Source organism: Anoxybacillus sp. PDR2, from assembly GCF_009834045.1.
GTDB classification, from domain to species: domain Bacteria; phylum Bacillota; class Bacilli; order Bacillales; family Anoxybacillaceae; genus Anoxybacteroides; species Anoxybacteroides rupiense.
On record NZ_CP047158.1, the window covers coordinates 1,230,170 to 1,250,968 of the forward strand.

The window sequence follows — 20,799 nt, forward strand, 5'->3', positions numbered from 1 at the left end:
ATGAGCACAAATTGGGAGCATATCGACAAGTGCGCCAAGGAATGGATAAAAGAAGCAGGTGAACGCATTCATCAAGCCTTTCGGAAAACGCTAACGATTGAAACGAAATCAAGCCGCAGCGACTTAGTTACGAATGTGGACAAAGAAGTTGAGCAATTTTTTATTGAACGAATCAGACAAACCTTTCCTTCCCATCGCGTCTTGGGAGAAGAGGGATTTGGCGATTGTATATCCGCGCTTGATGGCATAGTTTGGATTATTGACCCGATCGATGGAACGATGAACTTTATTCATCAACGCCGCAATTTTGCGATTTCCATTGGCATTTTTGCAGATGGTATAGGGATGCTTGGATATGTGTATGATGTTGTGCATGATGAGCTATATTATGCTCAAAAAGGCAAGGGCGCTTTTTTAAACGATCAGCCGCTGCCAGTGTTGCAACCTGTATCCATTCCAGAAGCGATTATTTGCTTAAATGCATCTTGGATTATTGAAAATAAACAAGTCGATCCGAAACAATTGGCCCGGCTTGTACAAGAAGTCAGAGGAACGCGCTCATATGGTTCCGCTGCGTTAGAAATGGCATATATTGCTGCGGGGCGTCTTGATGCCTATTTGACAATGAGGCTATCGCCATGGGATTTTGCCGGCGGTCTTGTCATTATTAAAGAGGTGGGCGGGCTTGTGACGAATATAGATGGTGAACCGCTGGATCTTCTCGGTCCGAGTTCTGTATTTGTATCGAAGCCAGGGCTCCATCGTGAGATTTTGCAGCAATACATCCGGAAATGAAACCGGGACAAGCTGTTGTTTGTCCCGGTTTATAATGTTCCCTTTTGCCGCTTTCGTTTTTTCACAGCAAATCCAGTCCCCATGATGATGATAAAGATAAGGAATGAAATAATGATACCGATCACGCTTTGTTCAGCGATAAAAATGCCAATAGCCATAATGGAGGAAGCTGCTAAGATTGCAAACAGCAAAAAGATCGGCTGAAACGATTTCATGAAAATCTCCCTTCTTCATTATCTTTTCTCTTCTTTATTCAGTCTACACGAAAATATTCCGCTTTTCTATGATCTTTATGATATAATAAACGAGCAATTTACACATAGGAGTGAAAAAGGTGAAACGGCGAGAAGATTTGCGAAATATTGCTATTATTGCCCATGTTGACCACGGCAAAACGACGTTGGTGGATCAGCTATTGCGCCAGTCAGGAACCTTCCGTGCAAATGAACAGGTGCAGGAACGGGCATTGGATCGTAATGATTTGGAAAGAGAACGCGGGATTACTATTTTGGCTAAAAATACAGCGATTCATTATAAAGATACACGTATTAATATTTTGGACACCCCGGGACATGCGGATTTTGGCGGAGAAGTCGAACGGATTATGCGCATGGTTGACGGTGTTCTGCTTGTTGTCGATGCATATGAAGGCTGCATGCCACAGACTCGCTTTGTGTTGAAAAAGGCGCTCGAACAGCAGCTGACACCGATTGTTGTTGTCAATAAAATCGACCGTGAATTTGCTCGGCCGGAAGAAGTGGTTGATGAAGTCATTGATTTATTCATTGAACTTGGCGCATCGGAGGAACAGCTGGACTTTCCGGTTGTGTACGCCTCTGCTTTAAATGGAACTGCCAGCCTTGATCCGGACAAGCAGGAAGCGGATATGTCGGTATTGTTTGAAACCATTATTGAACACATACCAGCTCCTATCGATAATCGGAACGAGCCTTTGCAGTTTCAAGTAGCGTTGCTTGATTACAATGATTATGTAGGAAGAATCGGAATTGGCCGAGTGTTTCGCGGTTCAATTAAAATGGGGCAGCAAGTGGCCTTAATGAAGCTCGATGGTACGGTGAAGACGTTTCGGGTGACGAAGCTATTCGGTTTTATTGGATTAAAACGAATAGAAATCACCGAAGCAGAAGCAGGAGATATTATTGCTGTATCAGGGATGGAGGATATTAATGTGGGAGAGACGGTCTGCCCTGTCGAGCATCAGGAGGCGTTGCCGGCACTGCATATTGATGAGCCGACATTACAAATGACTTTTTTAGTCAATAATAGCCCATTTGCCGGAAGAGAAGGAAAGCACGTCACGGCCCGAAAAATTGAAGAGCGCCTTCGAATGCAATTGGAAACCGACGTTAGTCTGAGAGTAGAAAATACAGATTCTCCTGACGCTTGGATTGTCTCAGGAAGAGGAGAGCTCCACCTATCCATTTTAATTGAAAATATGAGGCGGGAAGGCTTTGAATTGCAAGTATCGAAGCCAGAGGTTATTATGAAGGAAATGGATGGAACGCTGTCTGAGCCAATAGAGCGGGTACAAATTGATATCCCTGAGGAATATACAGGAGCGATTATAGAATCGCTTGGCATGCGTAAAGGGGAGATGGCGGATATGATTCATAACGAAAATGGACAGGTCCGTTTGATTTTTATGGTTCCGGCTCGCGGTTTAATCGGCTATCGAACAGAATTTATGTCCTTAACTCGAGGATACGGAATTTTAAATCACTCATTTGATCATTATGCTCCTGTACAAAAAGGATTGGTCGGCGGACGGAGACAAGGTGTCCTGATTTCAATGGAGACAGGTAAAGCGACATCGTACGGCATTATGCAGGTCGAGGATCGGGGAACGATCTTTGTCGAGCCGGGAACAGAAGTGTATGAAGGCATGATTGTTGGCGAGCATACGCGCGAGAATGATTTAGTCGTCAATATCTGCAAAGTAAAGCACGCAACCAACATTCGTTCATCTACGAAAGAGCAGACGGTGACCATGAAAAAACCGCGGCTGATGACGCTTGAAGAAGCACTCGAGTACTTAAATGATGATGAATATTGTGAAATAACGCCAAAATCCATTCGTTTACGGAAGAAAATTTTAGATAAAAACGAACGGGAGAAGCTGGCCAAGAAAAAGAAAGCAGCCGAGCAAGCAAGATAAAAAAAGGGGGGAGAAGGATGAATGTGATGGAGCGGCTTTCCTTTTTTGCTTCGTTATATCAGGTGCATGACAATCCCGAACGGGGAATGTGGCTTCTTTATATCACGGTTTTTATTTTATCGGCTATTGTTTATCGTCTTGGTTTTGCTAAACAGCTTCCTTTGTTAAAAAACGTCATTATTTATGTTCTGCTTGCGCTCGGCTGTACAATTTTAACATTTTTCGCTGTCTTTTTGCCGATTGCTGAAGGACTGGTGATAGCGGCCATTGTATTGATTATTTATAAGATTCGCTTGCGTCAGTCGCAGCAGCAAAAAATGAATGCCGGTGAGTAGGAGCGGTAAAATCATGAAATCATTACAAGATGCCCTGTACAATTGGTTGACGATTCAAGTGGTGGCGGATGCCCGGCCTGAAGACCATGCTGCACAAGACACGGCACAACTTTTTAAAAATATATTAAAGATTGACTTTCAAATCGAAAAGGTAGCTTTTGTAAAAGAAGAAGAAATGTACATTGTGAGTTACCAAAAAGGCGGAAAAGAGCAAGCCACACGGTTTCCGGTCGAATTCATTGAAGGGATGCTTGAGCAAATTCAAAGCGAGCCCGAAAAATATACGAACTATCCTAAGGATATATGAGAACTGACGCTTTATATGATCCGAGCAGAGAAAACGGATCGTCCGTCATTTGTTTGCTATAGAAATACAGATCGGTTTCCGCCGTAAGCCATGCTTCTTGTGTTTTTAGTCTGCTTCAACGCATGCATTGGATTTATAGCCCAGTTATAAAGTAGAATCCGCATTTCTTGACGGTCGAGGAAGAGACGATAATGAACTTTTGTTTTAGCGAAATAACAAAAAAGCACCGGCATCCGGTGCTTTTTACCATTCATCATGTGATTCTGATGAACGATAGATGCGGAATTTTCCTGTCGCAAGCCGCGCTTTTGTTTTTTCCGCAATCCGTTCGTGGCATTGTTCGCACATATATGTATGAATTGGACGGTTGCGCAGCCGTTTGGCAAGCAGGGATTCATCATCAATGGTATCCATTTGCTCACAGAGAACACATTTAACTCTCATCATCCACCTCGTTAGTTCAAGTCAGTCTTTTATTTGCATATCATCGGTAGGGAACGCAGTTGCGCAACAGAGAGGCTTTAATCCAAGCCATATTCCGATGCTTATCTTCGCGCTTTTATTTTCATTATATCATTTCTCTTTTCCTTTTTGGAGAAAATGGGTATGATTAAAACATAATGAACATTTGGGAGGAATTTTTCATGGCAAATGCAGTAGAGAAAAAGCTAATTGAACCGCTGTTTCAAGCACTGCAAAAGGAACGATTTGTCACGCTTGCGACAATCGATCACGAAACAGGAGGCCCGAATGTGAGTTCAATTTCTTGGATTTTCGCGCCGGACGAAGAGCGTCTTTATTTTGCTGTTGATAATCGTTCACGGATTGTGAAAAATATCCAGAAAAATCCTCTTGTTGTTGTAAATGTTATCGCGAATGAATCGACTTATGCCATCAGCGGCCGAGCGAGCATTAAAGCCGAGAAAATGGAAGGAGTGCCTCTGAAGCTTGCGTTAGTGGAGTTGGATATTGTGGAAGTGCGCGATGTTATGTTTTATGGCTCAAAAATCTCGGTGGAGCCGAAGTATGAAAAAACCTATGATGCGCAGGCTGCTGCCAAGTTGGATAATCAAGTGATGACAGCGCTACGGAATGCATAAAAAAGAGCTTAGCCAATTTCGGCTAGGCTCTATTTGTTTAAGTAATGGTTCGATTGCTTATCCTGACGCTGATTGAGCTGTTTTTCCTCCTGCTTGTTTAACTCGGAGTCATTTGTATTAGTCGGTGAAGGATTTTTCGTTTGCAATAAATCGCTTGGAATTTCTGGCATTACCCGACCTACAATAGCAGCAATTTCGTTCATAAAAGCTTGTACAGGCCGTCCATTGTCGACTTGGCGGACGATATTTTTTAATCGTGCATATAAATCGGGATCAGCAATAATAATCGAATTGGCCCCGTAAGGATCTTTTTGCAAAGCTTCAGCCACCGAATACTTAATTGTACCGACGCGTGAAGTATCCATATTATCATTAATATCGATCCCTACAATCGCATATTTTCCGACGATGAGAGCTGTTGCATCATTCACATTCGGAACGCGGTCTGCTAAATCGGCTAAATGATGGGCAATTTGCTGACCGGATTTATTTTCAATCTTTTCATTCGTTGTATTTTTCACATGAACAAAGGAGCGATTTGGTATTTCTTGTTTGTCATTACTCATGCTGCATCCCATCAGAACAAAAAAAGGAAGGATAACGCTGAAAAAAGAGCGAGCATTCATCATTTAAGCACCTCTAATGTTTTTAACTTTATTTTGTGAATCACCTTCTATCTTTATACATTGGCTCATAGTATATAACATCAATCCCGTCCAAAAAAATTTAACCAATATAATGAAATGGGGGCGTGGAAATTTGGGGAATAAAATATATGTACTTGATACTAACGTACTTTTGCAAGATCCTTACTCCATTTTTTCATTTAAAGACAATGAAGTGGTCATTCCTGCTGTTGTGTTAGAAGAAGTGGATTCAAAAAAGCGATATATGGATGAGGTTGGGAGAAATGCGCGGCAAGTATCGAAACTGATTGACCGCTTGCGAGAAAATGGAAAGCTGCATGAAAAAATTTTACTTGATAATGGAGGAGTGCTGCGTATTGAATTGAATCATCGCTCCTTTCATCAATTGCAAGAAATCTTCGTTGAAAAAACGAATGATAATCGTATTTTAGCGGTTGCGAAAAATTTATCTCTTGAAGAGCAAACAAAAGAAAATGGGCGTTTAGTGATTTTAGTAAGTAAAGATGCGCTTGTTCGCGTGAAAGCGGATGCCATTGGATTGCAGGCAGAGGATTTTTTAAGCGATCGTGTGGTTGATATCGATCACATTTATACAGGCTTTCTTGAACTGTATATCAGCATGGACCATTTAAAACGATTTTATGAAAAGGGCGAAATTGTTCTTTCGGAAATCGCCAACCATCCATTTTATCCAAACCAGTTTATTATTATCAAAGATGCGCTTGGCAGCTCAGCATCGGCTATTGGCATTGTTGATCACTCCGGAAAAAAAGTGAAGAAGCTGCTTTTCCATTATGATCATGTGTGGGGGATTCGTCCGCGCAATGTTCAGCAAACGATGGCATTTGAACTGCTCATGCGCAAGGATGTTTCGCTTGTCACTCTTATTGGCAAGGCTGGAACAGGAAAAACGCTCCTTGCATTAGCAGCCGGATTGATGCAGACAGAAGATTTGGGAACATATAAGAAACTGCTTGTAGCAAGACCAATTGTTCCGGTTGGCAAGGATATCGGATTTTTGCCGGGAGAAAAGCAAGAAAAATTGAGGCCGTGGATGCAGCCGATTTTTGATAACCTTGAATATTTATTTAACACAAAAAAGCCTGGAGAGCTTGATGCGATTTTAGCCGGCATGAGCTCCATTGAAGTGGAAGCACTCACGTATATACGCGGCCGCAGCTTGCCTGAGCAGTTTATTATTATTGATGAAGCGCAAAATCTAACAAAGCATGAGGTGAAAACAATCCTTACGCGCGTTGGTGAGAAAAGCAAAATTATTTTAATGGGCGATCCAGAGCAAATTGACCATCCATATTTAGATGAATACAACAATGGGTTAACATATGTCGTGGAAAAATTTAAAGAGCAAAAGATTGCTGGTCATGTTCGCTTAATCAAAGGGGAACGTTCTGGATTAGCGCAGCTTGCCGCTGATTTACTATGATATAAATACTTCATAAAATCACAAGTGCTGCTTATTCATTGTTTTACTAAAAACTGCTGATTGTCCTAGTTCAATCCCCAGCTTTTTCTGCCTCTTCTCCCGAACAGGAACCCCAGCAAGCAACGGAATGGCCCGCAAAGCGTTCGTTGTTCATAAAGGGCTTGCCGGCTTCGGCAGAAAAGCTAGGAAGCAGCGAGTGATATCCCTTCGTTTTTACTGGGGCATCAACACAAATCTAAAATCCATTCACTTATGTCCTTATGCTGGATAAAGGATGGTAGACAAATTCAAAATGGACTTTGTCTACCATCGCAGCTGTCCGTTGCTGACGGACAGCTGCGATGGCCGGTATCACTGAATGATCAACTCACGTACATGAGTGATGGGGGTGTTCTGGTTTGAGCCGTCTCCGAAATATACGTGGACAGGCCCATTTTCTTTTAAAGGCTTTCCATCTTTCGAAAAGCCGAGAACAAGTTGGTAGGCTTGTTGAAGCGGAATTGTGAATTCACCGTTGTCGGTGACAATCATTAGCTCTGTTGCATCATCTAGCACTTCGGCATTGTTTAAAAATGGAGCGAGCGGCATTCCGAATGTTCCAGTAATGATCTTTTCTTTGACAAATTTCTTTTCTGTTTTTAGGGTTGGCGGAAAATATGCGCCTTCTTGAATTTCTCGGTCCCAGTATGCCGATATTTTTTGAATTTCATCCTCTTTTTCGGCTTTTTCTGTCTGTCCTGAAAAGTAAGTATGCAAGTCAACTTTGCGGTCATCAAAAATCCATACACCGGGATCCAAAGTTATGGAAAACTTAACCTTACCTTTAATTGGAATAATACGATCCATAGCTGCTCTCTCCTCTTTCATCTTGTACTGTTTTTAGTATAATGATAAATGAATATTTTGTCATGTCCGATCATTTGTGACAAGTCTTTCATCTTGCAAAATTTTTCGATTCACGTTAAGATTTATAGAAGGATTAGGGGAGAACGGAGGGATCGATGTGACGGACGATACGATTAATTATCGTGAAAAAGCGTACGCGCTTCTTAAAACAGACGCGGATAAGATTGTTAAGCTCATTCAAGTGCAAATGGATAACTTGACAATGCCCCAGTGCCCTCTTTACGAAGAAGTACTTGACACGCAAATGTTTGGTTTATCGCGTGAAATTGATTTTGCGATTCGGTTGGGGCTGGTCGATGCAAAGGATGGAAAAGCGATTCTTGATACATTGGAACGGGAGCTTTCAATGCTTCATGAAGCTTCTACAAAAAAACGCGTACGATAATGATAAACATGAACTCAAACGGTTGAATTTGCGGCAATCGTTTGAGTTTTTGCGTTTTTGGAAGGAAAACGCAATCTTATTACGAATGTTTCTTAGTAACTATAGTATAACATTTGGTAGGGAAGAGGAAAGATGAATAAACAACTCTTTAAGAATATTGTTAAATCATATGATTATCCGCTGATCATTGCCGTTTGGATGCTGGCGATATTTGGATTGGTTATGGTATACAGCTCAAGTATGGTCGCAGCGGTTACACGTTATGGAGTGGCAAGCGATTACTTTTTTCAAAAACAAAAAATGTGGTTGGCTGCCTCAGGAATTTGTTTTTTAATCACGATGCTTGTTCCTTATAAGGTATGGATGGGGAAAAAAGTCATTCAAGGGATCTTTTTTGCTTCTCCGATCCTTTTAATTGCTGTGGCATTTCTCGGCCATACTGCCAATAATGCCACAAGCTGGTTTAAACTCGGATTCTTTAGCATTCAGCCTGCTGAGCTTGTCAAGTTAAGCTTGCTTATTTATTTGGCAGCAGTATTTGCCAATAAGCAAAAAAAGCTGGCGGAACCGGTTAAAGGACAGTTATTTCCAATTTATTATACACTATGGATCTGCTTTCTTATTGCCATTCAGCCCGATTTTGGAACAGCCATGATTGTGTTGCTGATTGCTTCTTGTGTGATTTTATCGTCGGGTTTAAGCTTTCGTTTGCTGTGGAAGCAGCTGCTGTTTTTTATGATGGTGGCAGCGGTGGTCGCTCCTGTTTCGCTTCCGTTTATTTGGGATGAAATTTTTTCTCCAGAACGGTTGTCGCGGTTTTATAGCTTTGTTAATCCATTTAAGTATGCAGACGATGAGGGATTTCAATTGGTGAATTCATATTTGGCGATTGGCCTTGGCGGATTAAAAGGGCTGGGATTAGGGCAAAGTATTCAGAAGTATGGGTATTTGCCTGAGTCGCATACCGATTTTATTATCGCAGTGATCGCGGAGGAATTAGGTTTATTTGGGGTGGCTTTTGTTTTGCTGCTGCTAGCTTTTATTGTTCTAAAGGGATTCATGATTGCCAGAAAATGCAATGATGCGTTTGGCAGCTTGCTTGCTATTGGTATTTCTTCGATGATTGGAATTCAAACGTTCATCAATGTTGGAGGTGTAACAGGTTTGATTCCGATCACAGGTGTCCCTTTGCCTTTAGTAAGCTACGGAGGGTCTGCGCTCATTCTTTTTATGACATCGCTTGGGATTATGGTCAATATTTCGATGTTTGTTAAATATGAAGCGAAGTATAAACATAAAGAACAACACGTTGATCATGCAAAAAAACCGTTAAAAAGAGGTCTGACTTTTTAGAAAGCATATTTACAAATTTGCAAAACCGTTATAGTTTTATTAGAAAGGAGGAGAGGAACAAAAAAATGAGTACACGTCGAATTCAGAAAGTATTAGTAGCAAACCGCGGCGAAATCGCGATTCGTGTTTTTCGTGCCTGCAATGAGCTAGGCATTCGAACCGTTGCGATTTACTCAAAAGAGGATGCCGGCTCTTATCACCGCTATAAAGCAGATGAGGCCTATTTAGTTGGAGAAGGCAAAAAGCCGATCGAAGCCTATTTGGATATCGAAGGAATTATTGAAATTGCGAAGGCACATGATGTCGATGCGATTCATCCGGGATACGGATTCCTTTCGGAAAACATTCAGTTTGCCAAACGATGCAAAGAGGAAGGAATCGTTTTTATTGGACCGAATGAAGAACATTTAGATATGTTCGGTGATAAAGTAAAAGCCCGCCGTCAAGCAGAATTAGCCGGTATTCCGGTCATTCCTGGAAGCGATGGTCCCGTACATAGCTTGGAAGAAGTGGTTCGCTTTGGCGAGCAGCATGGCTACCCAATCATTATTAAAGCTGCTTTGGGCGGAGGCGGCCGCGGCATGCGGATTGTGCGTTCAAAAGCAGAGGTGAAAGAAGCTTATGAACGTGCAAAATCAGAAGCAAAAGCAGCATTTGGTAGCGATGAGGTATATGTTGAGAAGCTAATTGAAAATCCGAAGCATATCGAAGTCCAAATTTTAGGGGACTACGATGGAAATATTGTGCATCTGTATGACAGGGATTGTTCGGTACAGCGCCGTCATCAAAAGGTTGTTGAAATCGCTCCGAGCGTCTCGTTATCGGCCGAGCTTCGCCAACGTATTTGTGAAGCGGCGGTCAAACTAATGAAAAATGTTGCGTATGTCAATGCGGGAACAGTCGAATTTCTTGTTGCAGGAGACCAATTTTATTTTATCGAAGTAAATCCGCGTGTTCAGGTAGAGCACACGATTACGGAGATGATTACGGGAGTCGATATTGTCCAGTCGCAAATTTTAATTGCGGAAGGCCATTCATTGCACAGTGAACAAATCGGTATCCCTCAGCAAGAGGATATTCAAATTAACGGCTATGCGATTCAATCACGGGTGACGACGGAGGATCCACTAAACAACTTCATGCCTGATACGGGAAAAATTATGGCCTACCGTTCAGGCGGTGGCTTTGGCGTGCGGTTGGATGCCGGAAACGGATTCCAAGGCGCAGTCATTACGCCGTATTATGACTCTTTGCTTGTGAAATTATCAACATGGGCGCTGACTTTCGAGCAAGCAGCCAGAAAGATGTTGCGCAACTTGCGCGAATTCCGCATTCGCGGAATAAAAACCAATATCCCTTTCTTGGAAAACGTTGTACAACATCCAAAGTTTTTATCTGGAGAGTACGATACATCGTTTATTGATACGACGCCAGAGCTTTTTGTCTTCCCGAAAAGAAAAGACAGGGGAACCAAAATGCTCACCTATATCGGAAATGTAACGGTGAATGGTTTTCCTGGAATTGGAAAGAAAAAGAAACCGGTTTTTGAAAAGCCACGAATTCCAAAAATTGATCCGTTACAGCCGCTTGCTCATGGCACAAAGCAAATTTTAGATGAGAGAGGCGCAGAGGGACTTGTCAGTTGGATTAAAGAGCAAAATCAAGTGCTGCTCACAGATACGACATTCCGTGACGCTCATCAATCGTTGCTTGCTACGCGCGTGCGGACTACGGATTTACTCCATATTGCTGAACCGACTGCGCATCTATTGCCTAATTTATTTTCGCTTGAAATGTGGGGAGGAGCAACGTTTGATGTTGCCTACCGCTTCTTAAAAGAGGATCCTTGGGATCGCCTATTAAAGCTGCGCGAGCGAATTCCGAACATATTGTTTCAAATGCTGTTGCGCTCAGCGAATGCAGTTGGCTATAAAAACTATCCGGATAATGTCATTCGCGAGTTTGTTGAAAAATCAGCACAAGCAGGAATTGATGTTTTTCGCATTTTCGACAGCTTAAACTGGGTCAAAGGAATGACTGTGGCGATTGATGCCGTTAGACAAACAGGGAAAATCGCTGAGGCTGCCATTTGTTATACCGGAGATATTTTTGATCCGAATCGACCAAAATATAGTCTTGGGTATTATAAAGAGCTAGCAAAAGAACTTGAACAGGCAGGAGCTCATATTTTGGCGATTAAAGATATGGCGGGGCTTTTAAAACCGCAAGCTGCTTATGCCCTCATTTCCGCTTTAAAAGAAACGGTTCATATTCCGATCCATCTTCATACACATGATACGAGCGGCAATGGCATTTATATGTATGCGAGAGCCATCGAGGCAGGAGTTGATATCGTCGATGTAGCCGTTAGCTCAATGGCAGGATTAACATCGCAGCCGAGCGCGAATACGCTATATTATGCGCTAGAAGGAACAGAGCGCGCTCCAGAGGTTAACATTGAAGGCTTGGAGCACTTATCCCGCTACTGGGAGGATGTGCGCAGCTTTTATCAAGAGTTTGAAAGCGGCATGAACGCTCCACATACAGAAGTATACAGACATGAAATGCCTGGCGGTCAATATAGCAATCTGCAGCAGCAAGCGAAAGCGGTGGGACTTGGTGATCGTTGGGATGAAGTAAAAGAGATGTACCGTCGTGTAAACGATCTGTTTGGCGATATCGTGAAAGTGACCCCTTCTTCTAAAGTGGTAGGAGATATGGCGCTTTATATGGTGCAAAACCATTTGACGGAAAAAGATATTTACGAGCGCGGAGAAGTGCTCGATTTTCCTGATTCTGTCGTTGAACTATTTGAAGGATATTTGGGACAAATGCCAGGCGGCTTTCCAAAAGAGCTACAACGCATTATTTTAAAAGGGCGCGAACCGATTACTGTCAGACCGGGCGAATTGCTTGAACCAGTGGATTTTGAAAAAATGAAGCAAGAGCTATTCCATATGTTAGGAAGACAAGTGACTGATTTTGATGCGATTGCTTATGCACTTTATCCAAAAGTGTTCGTAGAGTATACACAGACGGTTGATAAATTTGGCGATATTTCCGTTCTTGATACGCCAACCTTCCTTTACGGGATGAGACTTGGAGAAGAAATTGAAGTAGAAATTGAGAAAGGGAAAACGCTCATTGTGAAGCTTGTATCGATCGGACAGCCGCAGGCGGATGGAACACGCATCGTTTATTTCGAATTAAACGGTCAGCCGCGCGAGGTTGTCATACGCGATGAGAGTATTAAAGCTGCCGTTGCGGAACGGATTAAAGCAGATAAAAGCAATCCAAACCATATTGCAGCGACAATGCCTGGTACGGTTGTAAAAGTGCTTGTGGAGCAAGGAGAAAAGGTGAATAAAGGCGATCATTTAATGATAACAGAGGCAATGAAAATGGAAACAACTGTACAAGCACCATTCTCAGGAACAGTGAAAGATATTTATGTAAAAAATGGAGATGCGATTCAGGCAGGAGATTTATTAATTGAATTAACTAAATAAAAAAACAGGCGCTAGGAGGTTCTAGCGCCTGTTTTTTTTATGCCAATGACAGATTGCTTATGCAAGGATAGCTGTTGTTCGTTTCGTTTGCTTCTTGTTGCCAGAAGCAATAAATAGCTAAGGACACCGAATAAGCAGGAAATGAAAAATCCGTGAGCGAGCGCAATGTATAAATTTAATTGTGTAAAAATAATCAGTGCACCGGTGATCATTTGCAACAGGACAAGAACGAGAGATGCGATCCATCCCCAGTAAATCACACGTTGATGTTTGTGGTATCTAATCGCACGAATCGTAGCGAACAAAATCCAAATAATAATCAAGCCAGCGGCAAGACGGTGTCCCATTTGAATCCATTCGTGAAGCTGGACAGGAAACGGACGCGTTTTGGCGCAAAGCGGCCAGCTGGGACAAGCTAAACTTGCTTGTTTATGACGTACAAGCGCTCCTGTATAAACCACAATATAGCAGTAAGCGATAATGCCATAAATATGAACCTTCATTTTGCGATCAATGATCAAGGAATCGGCGTCAAACTTCTTATCGACCTCAAAAATAAGCAGCGTAAGTAGAAAAACAGAGGCGAACGAAATAAGCGAGATGCCGAAATGAAGGGCAAGGACAGCAGCGGATTGTCCCCATACGACCGCCGCTGCGCCGATGAGTCCTTGAAGAACAAGAAAGATAAAAGAAACGCTCGCCAAAAATTTTGTTTCACGAATGTGGCCGATTGTTCGCCAAGTCCAAACCGAGAGAACGAGCACCATCACCCCGGCAAGGCCAGATACTAGTCGGTGACTGAGCTCAATTACCAGTTCTGGGGTAATCGTCGATGGAATGAGTTGGCCGTTGCAAAGGGGCCAGGAACGCCCGCAGCCCATTCCGGATTCTGTTTTTGTAACTAATGCCCCCCCGATTAATACAAATAGCATGGCAATCGTTGTTGTTGTAGCAAACCATTTTAAAGTGCGTTGCAAAATTCTTCACCCACTTGTATTAGAAAATATTGATTTTGTCAATAATCTAGTAAAGCATATGCTTATCTACACAAAGCAGATAAGTAAGAGCAATCTCGACAGGCAACACTATTGTACACCATAGCCGCATCGAAACACAAATGAATGCTTATTGAACAGCGAATGCAAAAAATATTGAATGTTCATCGTGAGTCTGTTAGAAATAATAATGGATGGATGTAAAAAGTGACATGACATTCAAAAATTTGACACAAATTATTCAAAAAAAATTCACAATTCGCTAAAAAAATGTGATTTAATATATAAAGAAATGATTAACAGTGAAAAATGTGTTAAAATACGTTAAGATATTTAAGATATTGCATAATGCTTGAAAACGTATTCATGTTGCCTGCGCTTCTAAAGTTGGAACGGGGAACGTAAGGAGGAATTAATAATGGCAAATGAAGCGGCCACTCAAGTTCGTGAAGAGGTAGAGGAGATAAAGGTCACTACTGTTTGGAAGGATTTCCTTTCGGTTATCAAAATTGGCATCGTGAATTCCAATTTAATTACAGCATTTACTGGACTGTGGTTAGCGTTTTATTTTACAGGAGAAGGTTTTTTAGAAAATCTTCAAACGGTCTTTTTTACTTTATTTGGTTCAGCTCTTGTCATTGCAGGAGCTTGCAGTTTAAATAACTTTATTGATCGCGATATCGATCATTTGATGGAGCGGACAAAGACAAGACCGACTGTCAAAGGCACAATGGAGCCCAAACGGGTTTTATGGCTAGGCGTTTTGTTGACATCTGTGGGAACGCTTAGTTTGCTAATGACGACATTAGCAGCGGCCGTAATTGGTTTAATTGGTGTAGCTACTTATGTATTTCTATATACAATGTGGTCAAAAAGGAACAACACCTTAAATACAGTGATTGGAAGCTTTTCTGGCGCTGTGCCGCCTTTAATTGGCTGGACAGCTGTCGATCCGCACTTTCATGTTGTTCCATTTGTGCTGTTCTTATTGATGTTTTTATGGCAACCGCCACATTTTTTAGCTTTAGCGATGAAGCGCTGCGAGGAATATCGCGCAGCAGGCATTCCCATGCTACCTGTTGTTCATGGCTTTGCGATGACCAAGCGCCAAATTGTGATTTGGGTTGCTTGCTTGCTGCCGCTTCCATTTTATTTGTTTTCATTAGGAATTCCATTTCTTATCATTGCTACATTGCTAAATGTAGGATGGCTAGCGTTAGGACTTTATGGATTTAAAATGAAAGATGATTTGAAATGGGCAAAATGGATGTTTGTTTATTCTTTGAACTATTTAACTATCTTATTTGTAGCGATGGTTATTTGCGCAATCGACTAACACAAGTTTATAATTCTTTCTACTTTTATTTAGAGAAAGAATTCATATACTTTATCTAATATTGAAAGAGGGGTTTGATTAGGCTATGAAGAAATGGCTACTCAATTGGCGCTTATTTTCTCTTTTTAGTGTAATGGCGCTTCTGTTAGCCGGCTGCGGCAAGCCGTTTTTATCAGCGCTTCAGCCAGCCGGCGAAGTAGCAGACATGCAGTATTCGCTCATGCTGCTTAGCACAGCCATTATGGTGCTTGTTATTGTTGTTGTAACGATTATCTTCATCTACGTTGTGATTCGCTTCAGACGACGTAAAGGTGAAGAGAATAAGATTCCTAAGCAAGTAGAAGGAAGTCATAAGCTTGAAATTATTTGGACTGTTATTCCGATTCTCTTGTTAATTATTTTGGCGGTACCGACAGTTTCGGCGACATTTAAGCTTTCTGATGTAAAGCCGATGAACAAAGAAAAACGCGATAAGAATACTGTCGTCGTCAATGTACGCGCCAATCTTTATTGGTGGGAATTCGAATATCCTGATTATGGGATTATCACAAGTCAAGATTTAGTCGTTCCGACTGATGAACGTGTATACTTTAATCTCAAGTCTTCTGATGTGAAGCACTCGTTCTGGATTCCTGCCGTGGGCGGAAAATTGGATACAAACGTGGAGAACAACAACCAATTTTGGTTGGAGTTTGATCAGAAAGCTGCAGACAAGGCTAAAGGGGTTTTCTATGGAAAGTGTGCCGAGCTTTGCGGTCCATCACATGCTTTAATGGATTTTAAGGTGAAACCACTTCCTCGAAAAGAGTTTGACCAATGGGTAGAAAAAATGAAAAATGCCAAACCAGCTGCAACAGACGCAGTCGCAAAAGAAGGCGAAGAAATCTTTAATAAGAGCTGTATTGGCTGTCATGCTGTTACTCCTGCTGACAAGCGTCCAGAACAGGCACGTACAGCGCCAAACTTGGCCAATTTCGGCGATCGCGAACGCATTGCTGGTATCTTAAAGCATGATGAAGAGAACTTAAAGAAATGGTTAAAAGACCCGGACAGTGTGAAGCCTGGCAACAAAATGACGGGTACATATGGAAAATTAACAGACGCACAGATTGATGCTCTAACCAAATATTTAATGAGCTTAAAAGTGGAGTAACATAAAGGGGATCTATATCGATAAGGGAGGTTAAATCGTGAGTACAGTAGCTCGCAAAAAGAGCCTAATATGGGACTACCTTACAACGGTCGACCATAAGAAAATCGCCATCCTTTATTTAATTGCCGGTGGTCTTTTCTTTCTTGTAGGTGGTCTTGAAGCATTATTTATTCGGATTCAGCTTGCTAAGCCGAACAATGACTTTTTAGTTGGCGGTTTGTATAACGAAGTGTTAACGATGCATGGTACAACGATGATTTTCTTGGCAGCCATGCCGCTTGTGTTCGCTATGATGAATGCGGTTGTGCCGATTCAAATTGGCGCTCGTGACGTGGCATTCCCATTTTTAAATGCATTAGGCTTTTGGTTGTTCTTTTTTGGAGGCGTGTTCCTCAACTGTTCGTGGTTTTTAGGCGGAGCGCCTGATGCTGGATGGACTTCATATGCATCCTTATCACTTGAATCACCAGGGCACGGTATTGATTTTTATGTGCTTGGATTACAGATTTCCGGTATTGGAACTTTGATAGGCGGTATTAACTTCCTTGTTACCATTATCAATATGAGAGCGCCTGGAATGACATATATGCGTATGCCGATGTTTACGTGGGCGACATTTGTAACATCTGCACTCATCTTATTTGCGTTTCCTCCACTAACAGTTGGTCTTGTTTTAATGATGATGGATCGCTTGTTTGGGGGTAATTTCTTCAATGCGGCGGCTGGAGGAAATACGATTATTTGGGAGCATTTATTCTGGATTTTCGGTCACCCAGAAGTATATATTCTCGTGCTTCCAGCATTCGGTATTTTCTCGGAAATTTTTGCGACATTTTCACGCAAACGCTTATTCGGATATTCTTCAATGGTATTTGCAACGGTGCTCATCGGGTTTTTAGGCTTCATGGTATGGGCACACCATATGTTTACAACCGGTTTAGGACCAATTGCTAATGCTATTTTTGCTGTGGCAACGATGGCCATTGCCGTTCCAACAGGTATTAAAATTTTCAACTGGCTATTTACAATGTGGGGCGGAAGCATCAAGTTTACGACACCGATGATGTACGCTGTAGCCTTCATCCCGTCTTTCGTCATGGGAGGAGTAACAGGGGTTATGAACGCGGCAGCTGCGGCAGACTATCAATACCATGATAGCTATTTCGTTGTTGCCCACTTCCATTATGTCATTGTCGGCGGGGTTGTCTTTGCCTTGTTGGCTGGTGCTCATTATTGGTGGCCAAAAATGTTTGGAAAAATGTTAAATGAAACGCTTGGAAAAATTACATTCTGGTTATTCTTTATCGGTTTCCATTTAACATTCTTTATCCAGCACTTCTTAGGACTGATGGGGATGCCTCGACGTATCTTTACATATTTACCGGGGCAGGGCTTAGAAACAGGGAACTTTATTAGTACTGTTGGAGCCTTTTTCATGGCCGCAGCAACGATCATTCTTTTGATCAATGTGGTCATTACATCTGTGAAAGGTGAAAAAGTGTCTGCAGATCCATGGGGAGACGGACGTACCCTTGAATGGGCTGTTGCTTCTCCGCCTCCAGAGTATAACTTTGCTCAAACGCCGCTTGTGCGTGGTTTAGATGCGTTATGGATTGAAAAAATGGAAGGCAAAAAAGGCTTAACGCCAGCAGAACCTTTAGGCGATATTCATATGCCGAATTCTTCAATTTTGCCATTTGTGATCTCGCTTGGCTTATTTATTGCGGCATTTGGTTTTATGTACCATGCAAAATATTCATGGAGCCTATTTGTTGGAATAGGCGGCTTGTTAATTACCTTTATTTGTATGTTCTTACGTTCAGTTGTCGATGATCATGGCTTCCATATTCATAAGGAAGAAGTCCTTGAAACGGAAAAGGGGGTTAAGGCATAATGCATGTTGAAGAAAAATTGACTGCAGAAACGTTTCCTGCATCGCCTGAAAAAGCCACCCTTGAAGGGAAAAATAAATTTTTAGGTTTTTGGCTATTCTTAGGGGGGGAGACTGTTCTCTTCGCCTCCCTCTTTGCCACTTATTTGGCGCTAAGAGATAAAACAGCTGGTGGTCCATCTGCTGATGAATTGTTTAAAATGCCGCTTGTATTCGTTGCTACCATGCTTTTATTAACAAGCAGCTTAACGAGCGTGTACGCGATCTACCATATGAAAAATTTCGATTTTAAAAAAATGCAGCTTTGGTTTGGAATTACATTGCTCTTAGGTGCCGGCTTCCTAGGGCTTGAAATTTACGAATTTAATGAATATGTTCATGAAGGACATGTGTTTACGAAAAGCGCTTTTGCTTCTGCATTCTACACGCTAGTCGGTACACACGGTGGCCACGTTGCATTCGGATTATTGTGGATTTCAACATTGATGATCCGTAATGCGAAAAGAGGCTTAAACTTGTACAATGCGCCAAAATTTTATGTAGCAAGTTTATATTGGCACTTCATTGACGTTGTCTGGGTGTTTATTTTTACCGTTGTATACTTAATGGGAATGGTGGGGTGATTTTATGGCAAATCCTACAAATGCAGGCAACCCAAAGGTAGACTTAGCGTATCGTCGCAAAAAAAATGCTGCTGAAATGAAGCATCAGGTCATTTCGTTTGCTTTAATGATTGCTTTGACACTTGTGGCGTTTTTTGCAGTTGGTTATGATGAATTTTCACACTGGTTTTCCGTTCCGTTTATTTTGCTCCTTGCCGCTGTGCAAGTAGCGTTCCAATTGTATTACTTTATGCATATGAGTCATAAAGGCCATGAAATTCCAGCTTTGTTTCTTTATGGTGGTGTATTGGTAGCTTTTGTTACGATCTGGGCTTTTATGACAATTGTTTGGTGGTAATAGAAAAAGGAAATCAGCCCAAGCTGATTTCCTTTTTCGTGTCATAGGTGAAAGTTCGTGGACAAACGACAGTCGTGTAGTATAATAGTGAAGGAGGGGGAAGTATGCTATCATCATTGCAAATGTTTGGGTTTATGGCTTTGTGGAGCCCGTTTTTTCTCATCGCGCTATTATTGATCAGTTTATTTTATATATTGGCAGTTGGGCCGTGGCAAAAAAAATGGACGACAGAGGGCCCCACATCGGCAAAGCAAAAAACGTATTTTTTAATCGGAATGGCTCTGCTTTATATAATAAAAGGATCGCCAATTGATTTACTTGGTCATTTAATGTTTAGTGCCCATATGACGCAAATGGCGGTTTTATATTTAATTATTCCACCATGCTTTATTTTAGGTATTCCTAATTGGATGTATGAAAAATTGTTCAGTATGGCCATCATCAAAAAGCTGTTTTCCTTTTTTACAAAACCGCTTATTTCTTTGTTATTGTTTAATGGCTTATTTTCTTTTTATCATGTGCCATTGATTTTTGATGCTATTAAAACGAATGTGCTGTATCATGCAGCTGTGACTACCCTCATTTTTATAGCAGCGTTTTTTATGTGGTGGCCGATGCTGAACAAGCTGACCGAATGGCAAACTCTTTCAGGAATTAAAAAGGTTGGGTATATTTTCGCTAATGGTGTGCTGCTGACGCCTGCATGTGCTCTAATTATTTTTGCGGATGAACCGCTTTATCGAACATTTTCCGATCCGCAGGCATGGCTCAACGCTTTGCAGCTGTGTGTGCCTAAAGCAACGTTGGCATCTTTGCATTTAACGGGACCAGAAATGTTTCTATCGATGTCTCTTCTTCATGACCAACAGCTAGGCGGTGTTTTAATGAAAATTATTCAAGAAATTGTGTATGGAGCTATGCTGTTTTTTGTGTTTATTGAATGGTATCAAAAAGAACGCGAGAAGGAATCGATAGAAACAGTTGTACCACCACACCCTTCCGAATCATAATTAAAGACGAAGCGAGGAGAGGATATGACACATTCATTGCCAATTTTGCCCACTATCAGTACAAGCTGCATTGTTATTAGTGCTGCGCTGGTAGCGTATGGCTGGTATCTCATTCGAAAAAAAAGGATCGAAGCGCATAAGAAAACCATGCTTTGGGCAGCGATTTTTGCACTTGCCTTTTTTCTGATTTATTTGTCAAGAACTGTATTTATCGGGAACACAAGCTTTGGTGGCCCTGCTTCAGTAAAAGTTTATTATACTATTTTTCTCTTCTTCCATATCGTACTAGCGACTGTCGGCGCTGTTTTTGGCGTTGTTACACTTTTAACGGGATGGAAAAACAATTTGATTAAACATAAAAAATTAGGACCGATTACAAGTGTTATTTGGTTTTTTACGGCAGTGACAGGAGTTGTCGTTTACTGCCTTCTCTATGTCGTCTATCATGGTGGGGAAACTACCTCCATGATTAAAGCGATTTTAGGGTATTAGCGCTC

21 protein-coding genes are annotated in these 20,799 nt (G+C 41.7%); 16 read left to right on the plus strand and 5 right to left on the minus strand.

From position 1 onward, the window contains the following. Nucleotides 1-795, plus strand: a complete 795-nt coding sequence (locus tag GRQ40_RS05960) for an inositol monophosphatase family protein (RefSeq protein WP_066147062.1) — start codon at nt 1-3, stop codon at nt 793-795. 29 nt (nt 796-824) lie between these two features. Here the strand turns inward: GRQ40_RS05960 and GRQ40_RS05965 are convergent, their stop codons facing one another. After that, complete coding sequence (locus tag GRQ40_RS05965; protein ID WP_066147064.1) at nt 825-1,010, minus strand: DUF5325 family protein; 186 nt, start codon at nt 1,008-1,010, stop codon at nt 825-827. Nucleotides 1,011-1,129: 119 nt separating this feature from the next. Here GRQ40_RS05965 and typA point away from each other — a divergent pair, with 119 nt between their 5' ends. From typA to GRQ40_RS05980, 3 genes are read left to right on the plus strand one after another with little or no spacing between them, the layout of a single operon-like run. Beyond that, nucleotides 1,130-2,971, plus strand: a complete 1,842-nt coding sequence (gene typA, locus GRQ40_RS05970) for a translational GTPase TypA (protein WP_044746637.1) — start codon at nt 1,130-1,132, stop codon at nt 2,969-2,971. A gap of 17 nt (nt 2,972-2,988) precedes the next feature. Further along, complete coding sequence (locus tag GRQ40_RS05975; protein ID WP_066147068.1) at nt 2,989-3,306, plus strand: YlaH-like family protein; 318 nt, start codon at nt 2,989-2,991, stop codon at nt 3,304-3,306. 13 nt (nt 3,307-3,319) lie between these two features. Further along, the gene (locus GRQ40_RS05980) at nt 3,320-3,613 is read left to right on the plus strand and encodes a hypothetical protein (RefSeq protein ID WP_066147070.1); all 294 of its coding nucleotides are present in this window, start codon (nt 3,320-3,322) and stop codon (nt 3,611-3,613) included. A gap of 243 nt (nt 3,614-3,856) precedes the next feature. On the opposite strand, the gene GRQ40_RS05985 is transcribed toward GRQ40_RS05980, so the two are convergent. Then, entirely contained in the window at nt 3,857-4,057 is a 201-nt protein-coding gene (locus tag GRQ40_RS05985) for a YlaI family protein (RefSeq protein ID WP_066401576.1), read from the minus strand. Between the two features lie 200 nt (nt 4,058-4,257). Here GRQ40_RS05985 and GRQ40_RS05990 point away from each other — a divergent pair, with 200 nt between their 5' ends. Next, nucleotides 4,258-4,713, plus strand: coding sequence for a pyridoxamine 5'-phosphate oxidase family protein (locus tag GRQ40_RS05990; protein ID WP_044746633.1), 456 nt, complete (start codon nt 4,258-4,260; stop codon nt 4,711-4,713). A 29-nt stretch (nt 4,714-4,742) separates the two neighbouring features. Here GRQ40_RS05990 and GRQ40_RS05995 read toward each other — a convergent pair whose 3' ends face one another. Further along, nucleotides 4,743-5,339: a YhcN/YlaJ family sporulation lipoprotein gene (locus tag GRQ40_RS05995; protein WP_080861011.1), complete on the minus strand. Its 597-nt coding sequence runs from the start codon at nt 5,337-5,339 to the stop codon at nt 4,743-4,745. Between the two features lie 133 nt (nt 5,340-5,472). Here GRQ40_RS05995 and GRQ40_RS06000 point away from each other — a divergent pair, with 133 nt between their 5' ends. Continuing rightward, nucleotides 5,473-6,804, plus strand: a complete 1,332-nt coding sequence (locus tag GRQ40_RS06000) for a PhoH family protein (RefSeq protein WP_159719567.1) — start codon at nt 5,473-5,475, stop codon at nt 6,802-6,804. Between the two features lie 351 nt (nt 6,805-7,155). Here GRQ40_RS06000 and GRQ40_RS06005 read toward each other — a convergent pair whose 3' ends face one another. After that, entirely contained in the window at nt 7,156-7,650 is a 495-nt protein-coding gene (locus GRQ40_RS06005; RefSeq protein ID WP_159719568.1) for a peptidyl-prolyl cis-trans isomerase, read from the minus strand. A gap of 157 nt (nt 7,651-7,807) precedes the next feature. Between GRQ40_RS06005 and GRQ40_RS06010 the strand changes: the two genes are divergently transcribed. The 3 genes from GRQ40_RS06010 to pyc all read left to right on the plus strand — a co-directional run bounded on the left by GRQ40_RS06010 (nt 7,808) and on the right by pyc (nt 12,957). Next, complete coding sequence (locus GRQ40_RS06010) at nt 7,808-8,095, plus strand: Fpa/YlaN family protein (protein WP_044746631.1); 288 nt, start codon at nt 7,808-7,810, stop codon at nt 8,093-8,095. 132 nt (nt 8,096-8,227) lie between these two features. Continuing rightward, on the plus strand, nt 8,228-9,448 hold the full coding sequence (locus GRQ40_RS06015; RefSeq protein ID WP_066147076.1) for an FtsW/RodA/SpoVE family cell cycle protein: 1,221 nt from the start codon (nt 8,228-8,230) through the stop codon (nt 9,446-9,448). Nucleotides 9,449-9,513: 65 nt separating this feature from the next. Beyond that, nucleotides 9,514-12,957 carry a pyruvate carboxylase gene (gene pyc, locus GRQ40_RS06020; protein ID WP_080860944.1) on the plus strand — a complete coding sequence of 1,148 codons (3,444 nt, stop codon included), beginning with the start codon at nt 9,514-9,516 and terminating at the stop codon, nt 12,955-12,957. Between the two features lie 11 nt (nt 12,958-12,968). Here pyc and GRQ40_RS06025 read toward each other — a convergent pair whose 3' ends face one another. Beyond that, on the minus strand, nt 12,969-13,934 hold the full coding sequence (locus GRQ40_RS06025; protein ID WP_156450496.1) for a COX15/CtaA family protein: 966 nt from the start codon (nt 13,932-13,934) through the stop codon (nt 12,969-12,971). A 436-nt stretch (nt 13,935-14,370) separates the two neighbouring features. On the opposite strand from GRQ40_RS06025, the gene cyoE reads away from it, so the two are divergent. The 7 genes from cyoE to GRQ40_RS06060 all read left to right on the plus strand — a co-directional run bounded on the left by cyoE (nt 14,371) and on the right by GRQ40_RS06060 (nt 20,794). Next, the gene (gene cyoE, locus GRQ40_RS06030) at nt 14,371-15,288 is read left to right on the plus strand and encodes a heme o synthase (protein WP_159719569.1); all 918 of its coding nucleotides are present in this window, start codon (nt 14,371-14,373) and stop codon (nt 15,286-15,288) included. An 85-nt stretch (nt 15,289-15,373) separates the two neighbouring features. Further along, entirely contained in the window at nt 15,374-16,441 is a 1,068-nt protein-coding gene (gene coxB, locus GRQ40_RS06035; protein ID WP_066147082.1) for a cytochrome c oxidase subunit II, read from the plus strand. Nucleotides 16,442-16,478: 37 nt separating this feature from the next. Beyond that, nucleotides 16,479-18,335, plus strand: a complete 1,857-nt coding sequence (ctaD, locus tag GRQ40_RS06040) for a cytochrome c oxidase subunit I (protein WP_066147085.1) — start codon at nt 16,479-16,481, stop codon at nt 18,333-18,335. Beyond that, nucleotides 18,335-18,955: a cytochrome c oxidase subunit III gene (gene ctaE, locus GRQ40_RS06045; protein ID WP_066147087.1), complete on the plus strand. Its 621-nt coding sequence runs from the start codon at nt 18,335-18,337 to the stop codon at nt 18,953-18,955. Before ctaD ends, ctaE begins: the two co-directional genes overlap by 1 nt. A gap of 4 nt (nt 18,956-18,959) precedes the next feature. After that, nucleotides 18,960-19,292: a cytochrome c oxidase subunit IVB gene (gene ctaF, locus GRQ40_RS06050; protein ID WP_066147089.1), complete on the plus strand. Its 333-nt coding sequence runs from the start codon at nt 18,960-18,962 to the stop codon at nt 19,290-19,292. A gap of 104 nt (nt 19,293-19,396) precedes the next feature. Next, nucleotides 19,397-20,302, plus strand: coding sequence for a cytochrome c oxidase assembly factor CtaG (gene ctaG, locus GRQ40_RS06055; RefSeq protein ID WP_080860938.1), 906 nt, complete (start codon nt 19,397-19,399; stop codon nt 20,300-20,302). A gap of 24 nt (nt 20,303-20,326) precedes the next feature. Beyond that, nucleotides 20,327-20,794, plus strand: a complete 468-nt coding sequence (locus GRQ40_RS06060; RefSeq protein ID WP_066147093.1) for a DUF420 domain-containing protein — start codon at nt 20,327-20,329, stop codon at nt 20,792-20,794. Nucleotides 20,795-20,799 lie beyond the last annotated feature (5 nt).